At 37.3% G+C, this 7231-nt stretch carries 7 protein-coding genes and 6 pseudogenes; 10 read left to right on the plus strand and 3 right to left on the minus strand.

The window, feature by feature from the left end; genetic code table 11:
- Positions 1-506: 506 nt before the first annotated feature.
- The 8 genes and pseudogenes from MKL35_RS16000 to MKL35_RS16035 all read left to right on the plus strand — a co-directional run bounded on the left by MKL35_RS16000 (position 507) and on the right by MKL35_RS16035 (position 5048).
- Positions 507-962, plus strand: a complete 456-nt coding sequence (locus MKL35_RS16000; protein WP_004882767.1) for a hypothetical protein — start codon at positions 507-509, stop codon at positions 960-962.
- Between the two features lie 61 nt (positions 963-1023).
- Positions 1024-1491: a hypothetical protein gene (locus MKL35_RS16005; protein ID WP_000378524.1), complete on the plus strand. Its 468-nt coding sequence runs from the start codon at positions 1024-1026 to the stop codon at positions 1489-1491.
- Positions 1460-2101: pseudogene (locus tag MKL35_RS16010) on the plus strand (putative metallopeptidase). The gene MKL35_RS16005 and the pseudogene MKL35_RS16010 overlap by 32 nt, the downstream one beginning before the upstream one ends.
- Positions 2102-2160: 59 nt before the next feature.
- Positions 2161-2702: pseudogene (locus MKL35_RS16015) on the plus strand (DUF2280 domain-containing protein).
- Positions 2686-3998, plus strand: a pseudogene (locus MKL35_RS16020) (phage terminase large subunit family protein). The pseudogenes MKL35_RS16015 and MKL35_RS16020 overlap by 17 nt, the downstream one beginning before the upstream one ends.
- A 39-nt stretch (positions 3999-4037) precedes the next feature.
- Positions 4038-4580 (plus strand): annotated as a pseudogene (locus MKL35_RS16025) (DUF4055 domain-containing protein); the annotation flags it as partial.
- A 38-nt stretch (positions 4581-4618) separates the two neighbouring features.
- Entirely contained in the window at positions 4619-4843 is a 225-nt protein-coding gene (locus tag MKL35_RS16030) for a hypothetical protein (RefSeq protein WP_004882762.1), read from the plus strand.
- A complete protein-coding gene (locus MKL35_RS16035) occupies positions 4794-5048 on the plus strand; it encodes a hypothetical protein (protein WP_000236586.1) in 255 nt (84 codons plus the stop codon). Before MKL35_RS16030 ends, MKL35_RS16035 begins: the two co-directional genes overlap by 50 nt.
- A 78-nt stretch (positions 5049-5126) precedes the next feature.
- Here the strand turns inward: MKL35_RS16035 and MKL35_RS16040 are convergent, their stop codons facing one another.
- From MKL35_RS16040 to MKL35_RS16050, 3 genes and pseudogenes are all read right to left on the minus strand, one after another.
- Complete coding sequence (locus tag MKL35_RS16040) at positions 5127-5414, minus strand: helix-turn-helix domain-containing protein (RefSeq protein WP_001258992.1); 288 nt, start codon at positions 5412-5414, stop codon at positions 5127-5129.
- A pseudogene (locus MKL35_RS16045) lies at positions 5401-5610 on the minus strand (type II toxin-antitoxin system RelE/ParE family toxin); the annotation flags it as partial. The pseudogene MKL35_RS16045 and the gene MKL35_RS16040, both read right to left, overlap by 14 nt.
- Before the next feature lie 255 nt (positions 5611-5865).
- A complete protein-coding gene (locus MKL35_RS16050; RefSeq protein ID WP_000088946.1) occupies positions 5866-6186 on the minus strand; it encodes a type II toxin-antitoxin system Phd/YefM family antitoxin in 321 nt (106 codons plus the stop codon).
- A gap of 187 nt (positions 6187-6373) precedes the next feature.
- On the opposite strand from MKL35_RS16050, the gene MKL35_RS16055 reads away from it, so the two are divergent.
- The gene (locus tag MKL35_RS16055; protein ID WP_002072923.1) at positions 6374-6763 is read left to right on the plus strand and encodes an AAA family ATPase; all 390 of its coding nucleotides are present in this window, start codon (positions 6374-6376) and stop codon (positions 6761-6763) included.
- Positions 6691-7231, plus strand: a pseudogene (locus MKL35_RS16060) (IS5-like element ISAba13 family transposase); the annotation flags it as partial. The gene MKL35_RS16055 and the pseudogene MKL35_RS16060, both read left to right, overlap by 73 nt.

A 7231-nucleotide genomic window follows, 5' to 3' on the forward strand; every position in this document is an offset into this window, starting at 1 on the left:
AAAAAAGAAATCTTTATCTATTTAAATATGAATATTTGATATTTTTAATTCAATCCCTATTGCTAGTGCTTAAATATTATGCCAATATGAAGTTGGAAATATTTCCGAATAGATATTTCCTATTTCAGGTTTAAGCGTTTTTTTCGCTAAGTCCATTTCTGAATAAAAATAGGAAGTGGGCTTTTTTATTTTTAAATATTTCTGTATTATCAGTGTGTTGCTGTAGGTAACACTAAACCTTGTTGATCAGCGCAAATATCAAAAAGGGGAAGCTTGCCTAATAGCCAAGCTTTTTAAATTGATCAACTAAACACAATAATCCATTTCAAAGCTCATTAGAAAAATCAAACTTTCCTAGCTTTTATTCGTACTAATTTATTGAATCTAATCGTCTTTATAATTTTAAAAAATTCTTTAAACTAAAAATGGAAAATTTCTTGTTGCAACATTGTTATAATTGGACTACCTTAAGAAAAAATACTTTATAAAAATGAGGAGCTGCTGAAATGCCACAGTATCTCATGTTTGCGGAAAATGTTTATAACAAAATTAAAGATGAGGAATTATTTTCACATGACTGTATTGAAAATATGAACTTACTTATGACATGTATACGCAGAGAAATTAAGGGAACAGAATTTAAATTAAAATATAATTTTATTGATTTTGTTGAATTGTTTAGTAGACCATTAGATGAATGTAAAGTAAAAATAGATGTGAGTTTGATTCCTCCTCATAATTCAGAAGGTGAGTATATTTTATGGTTAGCTGGATTTATCGAAAAAATTACAGAAGGTGGACCTAAACCACCTCCGCCTATAAAGAAATTTATTCCAGAGTATATGAGCTTGAAATCTGAATTAGATTTTTTACCTTTAAATGAGGAAAAAATTCAAACCGAAGGTAAAGAAATTACGGATTACTTTAATTCAAAGCTCTATAAGTCAACTTTTAAGAAGTAATAATATATTGCCTGTGAGTTTAGCCACCGCCTAAGGGCGGTTTTTTTTATGGGTAAGAATAATGGATTCTACAGAATACTTTTGGCTTACTCGGAAAAAAGAACCTAAAACTAAACCTAAAAGCTGGCCACTGCCAAAGCCTACACAAAAATATCTAGAGGCAGAAGAAGAATTTACTGAAACTTTAGATAATCTGGAAATTAAATATGAAAAGAAATTTCAGTTTAAGTCTGCTAAGCACTGGCGGTTTGACTTTCATTTAATTGAGTATCGAATACTAGTTGAAATTGCGGGTGGTCCATGGTCTGGCGGTCGTAAGGGCAAACTTAAAAATAAAGCTTGTAGTCTTGATTGTTACGATGTGGCTGAAGAGATGGGCTACACCGTAGTTCGCATAGAGACAGCTTCAAGATGCCGCATTGATGAGTCTGGACTTTTGCAGTTACGGACTGAATACGCTAGTGAATGGCTAAAAAATTTAAAGAGGCAAATATTTAATGGATCAGATCAGACCATTTCCTCCAACTGATTTTATTGACCAAATAGATGAAGAGGAAGCGATTCGCATAGTACCTGCGTCTGATTTAAAAAATTGGGTAGTTGCTAATTTTCTTACACTTGGTGGACCTTTACATAATCCAGATCATGACCATATCGCTGAGATGCTTCATGACAATGAGGGGTTTTTGGCTTTTGCATGGGCTTCTACTGCTTATACGAGAGCTAAGCGCATGGTGCTCGGCCAATGTGAAAAGGTTATGTTTCAACAAGGCGGCTGGAAGAAAGCCCGTCAAGAGTAGCAAATGCGTGATTGGTTCGGTTTTGTTCCAATTTACTTAATCACTATCGATGCAAGCTTTTGTGAAAAGGCAAACGATAACGAATTTTGTGCTTTGCTTGAACATGAGCTCTATCACATTGGTGTAGAGCGAGATTCGGACGGTGAGATTATTTACAGCGATCATACTGGCTTACCAAAGCACTATTTAGCTGGCCACGATGTGGAAGAGTTCATCGGTGTTGTTAAGCGCTGGGGAGCTAATGACAGTGTTAAGCGGCTTGTTGAAGTCGCTAAAAACCCGCCGTTTGTTTCTGATTTAGATATTTCTAAATGCTGTGGAAACTGTGTAATTACCTGAGCCTTTTGGCTCATTTTTTTTGCCATGTTTCCTTGACGTACCTTGACGGATAGAGAGAAATGGCGACATTAAACAAAAAGCAGAAACTCTTTATTGTACAATCGCTTGCTGTGTTTAACACCCCTCAAGAAACAGTAAGTCTCGTCAAGGAGGAATTTGACATTGATGTTTCGAGACAGCAGGTAGAGTCATATGACCCTACAAAGTTTGCTGGGAGAGACTTAAGTAAGGAACTCAAAGAAATTTTCGAAAATACACGGGAAGAGTATTTGAGTCAGCCACTAAATAAAATCAGTGGAGCAAATGACATTGTTCAGTTGAAGATTTTAAGTGATTTGCTTTGGACTAAAAAAACAATGTGACCATGACAATTAAGATCGTGGACCAAATACAAAAGATCATGAAAGGGTTTTATGAGAAGAAGGGGGAACAAAATAATAAAGGTGGTAATTCTGAAGCGAACCAAACTAAAGCTGAAGTAGAACTTGAGATTAAAAAACTTGAACTTCAGAAGTTACAACGTGAGGTAAATCCACCTGAAGAGGATTACAAGCTTGTGCTGAATCCTGATGAGGAGATACCAAATGAGCCAATTCTTTAATCCTCCAGAAGGTTCAGTTCAATTAACGCCTAAGCAAGCCAATATTTATTTGTGGGGCTGGCAAAAAGAAGCTCGATTACGTGATGCTGTTTATGGCCGACGTTTCGGTAAAACATTCTTGGCCAAAGCGGAAATGCGAAGAGCCGCAAGACTAGCGGCTAAATGGAATGTTTCGGTAGAGAATGAAATCTGGTATGCAGCGCCTACCTTTAAGCAAGCAAAACGGGTTTTCTGGAAGCGACTAAAACAAGCTATTCCAGCATCTTGGCGAGCTGGTAAGCCTAATGAAACTGAATGTTCAATTACTTTAAGAAGTGGCCATATTATCCGTGTCGTTGGTCTAGATAACTATGATGACCTTCGTGGATCTGGTTTATTTTTCTTAATTATTGATGAATGGGCCGACTGTAAATGGGCTGCATGGGAAGAAGTGCTTCGCCCGATGCTTTCTACCTGTAAGTATATGGTGAACGGCGAACAGCGAGTTGGTGGCCATGTTTTAAGAATTGGTACGCCTAAAGGCTTTAACCATTGTTATGACACATTCATGGATGGTCAGCCAGGGCATCAGACTGTAAAAGCTTTTCTTACACTTCATTACAAGGTGGAAATATTCCTGAGTTTGAAATCATTGTTGCTAAACGCAAAATGGATCCTAAGACATTTAGTCAGGAACATGAAGCAAGCTTTGAGAGCTATCAAGGTGTCATCTACTATTGTTTTAACCGGTTGCTAAGTGCATCAAGTGAAACAGTTAAGGTTAATGATGTTCTTCATGTGGGAATGGACTTCAACGTAACTAAAATGGCTGCTGTGGTATATGTTCGCCGTGGTGAGCATATGCATGCGGTAGATGAGTTCTTTAATCTATTCGATACTCCAGCAATGATTGAGGCTATCCAAGAGCGATATCCTAATCACGAGGTTGCAGTTTATCCCGATGCTTCAGGTGAGAATCGAAAGTCGAGTAATGCTAGTGAGACAGATCTGGCTTTATTAAGAAAGGCAGGTTTTAAAGTCCATGTGAACAGTAGAAACCCAGCAGTTAAAGATCGTATTAACTCAATGAACGGTATGCTCTGCAATACTTTGTCTGAGCGTAGATTATTCGTAAATGTAGATAAATGTCCTCACTTTGCCAAATGCCTAGAGCGACAAATCTATGATGATTATGGACAGCCGGATAAGAGTGCCGGTTTTGACCATATGAATGATGCAGGTACATATCCAATTGCTTATTTATTTCCGATCGACAAGAAATCTGTTGGAGTTCGAAGGATTCGCGGAATGTCTTAAACAACGCACCTTTTTTGGTGCTTTTTTATTGGTGTTTTTATGGCAGTTACTGATAAACATCCGCAGTATATTGCTGCACAAAAAAGCTGGCAGATTATGCGTGACGCCGTTGCCGGCGAAGAGTAGATCAAACAGGCTCAGACAAAGTACCTAGCTAAATCGGCTGGCATGATTGAAGCAGAAAAGCAGGGTGATACTGCCGGAGAGATCTATAAAGCTTATCTAAGCCGTGCTCAGTATCCATTATGGGTTCAAGATTCGCTACGTACGATGATTGGTTTGGTTTCTAAGCTACCGCCAAATATTGTGATCGAAAGTACTTTGCTTCAAGAATTTATCGCTAATGCAACTAATGATGGATTTGGCCTTAAACAGCTCTTCATTAGAATTTGTCTTGAACTTCTGGTATTTGGTCGTTGTGGTTTGCTAGTGGATGTTGATTCCAATGGGGTTCCTTACTTTGCGCTTTATGACGCGCTTTCAATCATTAACTGGAAGGAAAACAGCATTGGTGGGCGAAAAGATTTAAAGCTTTTTGTGCTCGTGGAGCAATTTGATAATAGTGAAGATGAATTTGGCCATAACAGGATTATTAGCTAATTTTAAGGTGTTGATATTATATGAAAAAAATTATTTTTTTAAGCTTAGTTCTTGGTTTGGTAGGGATTAATGGTTGCTCAAAGGTGGAAAAAGAGTCAAAAGAAGCTATCTTAAGCACCTTAAAAGATCCTGATTCAGCCCAATTCCAAAATATAAAAGGATATTGCGGAGAGGTAAATTCTAAGAATAGCTACCGTGGTTATTCAATTTGCAATAATTTGGGAAGCACACTGCACTCCAAATAAATTATCTTTAAAAGAGCGCAATGAGTGTGTAAAGGATGCATATAATCAGTCTCTTATAATGGATGCAAGGCTTAAAGGGGTTTCCAAGGAAAGCTTAAGGAATGAAATACTAACAGACAAAAATGCATCAAAAGCAGAAATTCAAGAAGGCTTAAGAGATATTGATCGTGCGTATAACAGTAATTTCAAAGATAAGGGTCTATAGGCACAGGATGTTGTTGCTAAATGTGTAAAGTTGATTGATTAGTGAATTGGTAAAAAGCACCCTAGGGTGCTTTTTTATTTAGACAAAACGCACTTCAACATGTTTACCAATTGCCGCAGCATATTTTTGCAATGTGGCAATAGATGGTGATGGTTTGCCTGTGATCAATGCTTTTTCTAGCCGTGAAACGGCAGGTACATTTGTTCCCATGCGTTCTGCGATTTGCGCTTGGGATAGACCTGCCTCTCGAAGTGCAGTAAGTACCATATCGAGCAAGGGCATTTCTTCACGTTCAATTCGTTCGTATTCGGTACGCACTGCTGAACGAGATAATGCAAGTGCTTTCATTTCTTCATGTGTTCGCATTTTTCACCTCTTTCATGCGGTCAAGTGCTAGGTTTAGATCTTGCTTAGGTGTTTTTTGGGTTTTCTTAACAAAACTATGGAGCATTACAATGCGTTTACCGACTAGTGTGCAATACATAACACGAGCAATACCTTCTTGAGATTTTAAGCGCAACTCAAATAGTCCTTTACTCATTGGTAATGTGTGAGATTCTCCTAAGTTTGCGCCGGGGGTGAGTCTATTACTTTACCCAGTGCATTATTTAATATAGTTCTATAGACATCCAAGCATTCTTTGTAATTTTCAATAAACTTAGTCAACTCTATGTCATCAGGGCTACTTAATTTACGAAAATGTTTTCACTTCCTATTATTTCACGAAAATCAAAGCTCATTGTGCAACGAATATAAATATAAGATGACTTTTAAATCAGCTTGTCTCTAATCACGAATCCGCTAATATCCTCAAAAGCTATTTTTCTTGTCCATTTACCTCTTCAAATACACCTTTGGGGTTCAAAAGCATGTGTTTGATCGGTTGACCAGTGAGCTGATTAATATCCAAAAGATCATAAACCATTTGTTGTCCTAGCTGTTCACGCCGGACGGCTTCAACAATTTCCTGCATGTTTTGAAATTCTTCAAAACTCAGAACAACAGCTTCGGGCGTATTCTTCGTATAAACAAAAACAGGTTTATGACTTTCTTTGACACATTGAATAATTTTGCTCCAAGATTTGCGAACATCAGACGCAGAAACAATCGCACCGTTTATAAAAGTTAATCGACTCATATCTAAGACCTTATACTGGATGGCAAAAATTAAATCACTTTAGAATATTGTTCCGAATGTAAGAAAACGACCGTTATTTATTATGGGGCTATTATATATTTCTAAAATTAGTAGATGATATTTGTATGTAACTATATAATCTAAAAAAATAAATTTTAAATCGTGCAAATTAAAAATAGGTAAAGCTATGCTTACTGGAGTCTATATAAATAATGTTGCTACTTATAGTGTACCAACACAATTAGATGGTTTAAAGCAGATAAATTTTATATTTGGGGCAAATGGGTCTGGAAAAACTACAATTGGTAGAATTATAGATCAACCATTAGGCTACACACATTGTTTACTTCAATGGCTTGGTGAAGAACCAATAAAAACTCTAGTCTATAATAAAGATTTTATTGATCGTAATTTCAATCAAGAAAATACCGTTAAAGAAGTTTTTACTCTAGGTGACGATCAAGTTGAGGCAGAAGGTCAAATTGCTTTATTGCGTCCACAAATGAGGGTGAATGGAAGCGTAAAAAACATCAGCCTGAATATCGTCGCCAATGGCGTAAATTACATATTGGTATAGATGCTAAAACCTTACAAATACGCGCTGTTCAGCTCACAACCAGCAATGTGAGTGATTCACAGGTACTTGGTGATTTACTCGATCAGATTCCACAAGATGAGAGAGTTGACTCCGTCTATACCGATGGAGCTTATGATACCAAACAGTGCCGACAGGTCATTGCGGATCGGCAAGCACATGCAGTGATTCCACCAAGAAAAAATGCGAAGCCATGGAAAGATAAAAAGATGGGCTCGCTAGAACGCAATGAGTTGCTTCGAACAGTTAAACGTTTAGGAAGAACTATTTGGAAGAAATGGTCAGGCTATCATCGGCGAAGTTTGGTTGAAACCAAGATGCATTGCATCAAATTATTAGGGGATAAACTCAGTGCGAGAAATTTTCAAAGCCAAGTCAATCAGATTCATGCACGTATGGCAGTATTAAATAAATTTACGGACTTAGGCAGACCACATACCCGAGTTGTCA

Origin of the sequence: Acinetobacter sp. AOR41_HL (assembly GCF_027854645.1) — a bacterium.
GTDB lineage: Bacteria > Pseudomonadota > Gammaproteobacteria > Pseudomonadales > Moraxellaceae > Acinetobacter > Acinetobacter nosocomialis.

Bases quoted from the DNA above. Each gene is read 5' to 3' on its own strand.
- MKL35_RS16000 (WP_004882767.1), top strand. From the start codon at position 507: ATGCCACAGTATCTCATGTTTGCGGAAAATGTTTATAACAAAATTAAA.
- MKL35_RS16005 (WP_000378524.1), top strand. From the start codon at position 1,024: ATGGATTCTACAGAATACTTTTGGCTTACTCGGAAAAAAGAACCTAAA.
- MKL35_RS16030 (WP_004882762.1), top strand. From the start codon at position 4,619: ATGAAAAAAATTATTTTTTTAAGCTTAGTTCTTGGTTTGGTAGGGATT.
- MKL35_RS16040 (WP_001258992.1), bottom strand. From the start codon at position 5,414: ATGCGAACACATGAAGAAATGAAAGCACTTGCATTATCTCGTTCAGCA.
- MKL35_RS16050 (WP_000088946.1), bottom strand. From the start codon at position 6,186: ATGAGTCGATTAACTTTTATAAACGGTGCGATTGTTTCTGCGTCTGAT.
- MKL35_RS16055 (WP_002072923.1), top strand. From the start codon at position 6,374: ATGCTTACTGGAGTCTATATAAATAATGTTGCTACTTATAGTGTACCA.